Origin of the sequence: Pseudomonas sp. K5002, from assembly GCF_013386655.1 — a bacterium.
Lineage (GTDB): Bacteria > Pseudomonadota > Gammaproteobacteria > Pseudomonadales > Pseudomonadaceae > Aquipseudomonas.
This window is the reverse complement of record NZ_JACARK010000270.1, coordinates 1-1,484: the sequence shown is the minus strand read 5'-3', so window position 1 is coordinate 1,484 and position 1,484 is coordinate 1. Positions and strand designations below refer to the sequence as shown.

Sequence of the window (1,484 nt, the reverse complement as noted above, 5' to 3'; positions counted from 1 at the left end):
TCGAAGGCCGTCGCGCCGGGATGTGGACCGTGGCGCTGACCTGCTCGGGCAACGCCCTGGGCCTGACCTACGAGCAGTTCCGCGCCCTCGACGCCGGCACACTCGCCAGCGAACGCACGCGTATCCAGGCCATGTTCGAAGGCTCGCGCCCACACTACATGATCGACACCATCACCGACCTGCCTGCGGTGATCGCCGACATCAACCAGCGCCTGGCACGGGGTGAAATGCCGCAGGGCAACTGATCGAGATCAAAAGATCGCCTATACACCCTCCTCTCACGGGCAAACCTCGTAAAACAGGCTTACATTGAAAGGACTCCGTCGCAAAGAACGGAGGTTTGCCCTGATGAGTGAGGAAGAAAGCGATGCCCTGGAAAAATTCCGATACGCGTTACAGCACCATGTCGATTGCGTTGCACTGGCTGATGGTGCTGCTGCTGGCGGTGGTCTACGCCTGCATTGAGTTACGCGGGCAGTTTCCCAAAGGCAGCGGCGCACGTACGTTGATCGTGGAAATGCACTTCATGTTCGGCCTGACGGTGTTTGTGCTGGTGTGGCTACGGTTGTTCGCCCGCAGCCTGGGCGTGGCACCGAAGATCGTACCGGCCCCGCCGCAATGGCAAACCCTCCTCGCCACCCTGATGCACATGGCGCTGTACGCCTTGATGATCGGCATGCCCATCGCCGGCTGGCTGATCGTCAGCGCCGAGGGGCATTCGGTGATGTTCTACGGCATCGAGTTGCCGCCGCTGATTGCCGAGAACAAGGCGTTGGCCAAGGAAATTGAAAGCTGGCACGTGCTGTTCGGCAAGATCGGCTACTGGCTGATCGGGCTGCATGCGTTGGCCGGATTGGCCCATCACTATGTGCTGCGAGACAACACTGCATTGAGAATGATGCCCGGCAAGAGAGGGAACCTTCAGTAAGCCCACGGATTGAATGTGGCAGCTGGCTTGTGGGGGAGCTGGCNNCAGGCAAGCCAGCGCCTACATTAACCGGGTGCAACAGGGAAACCCCGGCGGCCCTGCAGGCCACCGGTGTGGACGAAGATCAGGCGGGTGCCGGGGGAAAATCTCCCGGCTTCAATCTGTTGTTTCAACGCCAATAACGCCTTGCCGGTATACAGCGGCTCCAGCGCCAGACCACAGGCTTGCTCGGTAGCGTCGATAAAGGCCAGCAACTCCGGATCAACCTTGGCAAAGCCGCCCCGGCTGGCCTCCAGCAATTCATAACCCTGCTGCACAAGCGCCTGCACCTGTTGCGCCACCCCGTGGTCGTCGGGCACCGCCAGGGCGCCATATACCGGATGCGCGCCCGCCTCCGCCAGCACCAATCCCGCCAATGTAGTACCGGTGCCTGCCGCCAGCCACCAACCGTGATAGTCCGTCCAGCCCAGGCCGTTTAATTGCGCCTGCGCCTGATTCACCAAAACCCCGCAACCCAACGCGCCCGCCAGGCCCCCGCCGCCTTCAGGTACCGGGT

Annotated in this window: 1 protein-coding gene and 2 pseudogenes; 2 read left to right on the top strand and 1 reads right to left on the bottom strand. The window is 61.7% G+C overall.

Going from position 1 to position 1,484, the window contains the following annotated elements:
• Positions 1–245, top strand: a pseudogene (locus HX846_RS14035) (phosphonoacetaldehyde hydrolase); the annotation flags it as partial.
• A 122-nt stretch (positions 246–367) separates the two neighbouring features.
• Complete coding sequence (locus HX846_RS14030; RefSeq protein WP_177029094.1) at positions 368–928, top strand: cytochrome b; 561 nt, start codon at positions 368–370, stop codon at positions 926–928.
• A gap of 65 nt (positions 929–993) precedes the next feature.
• Here the strand turns inward: HX846_RS14030 and HX846_RS14025 are convergent.
• Positions 994–1,484, bottom strand: a pseudogene (locus HX846_RS14025) (1-aminocyclopropane-1-carboxylate deaminase); the annotation flags it as partial.

Coding starts and splice junctions, on each gene's coding strand:
- HX846_RS14030 (WP_177029094.1), top strand. CDS start 368: ATGCCCTGGAAAAATTCCGATACGCGTTACAGCACCATGTCGATTGCG.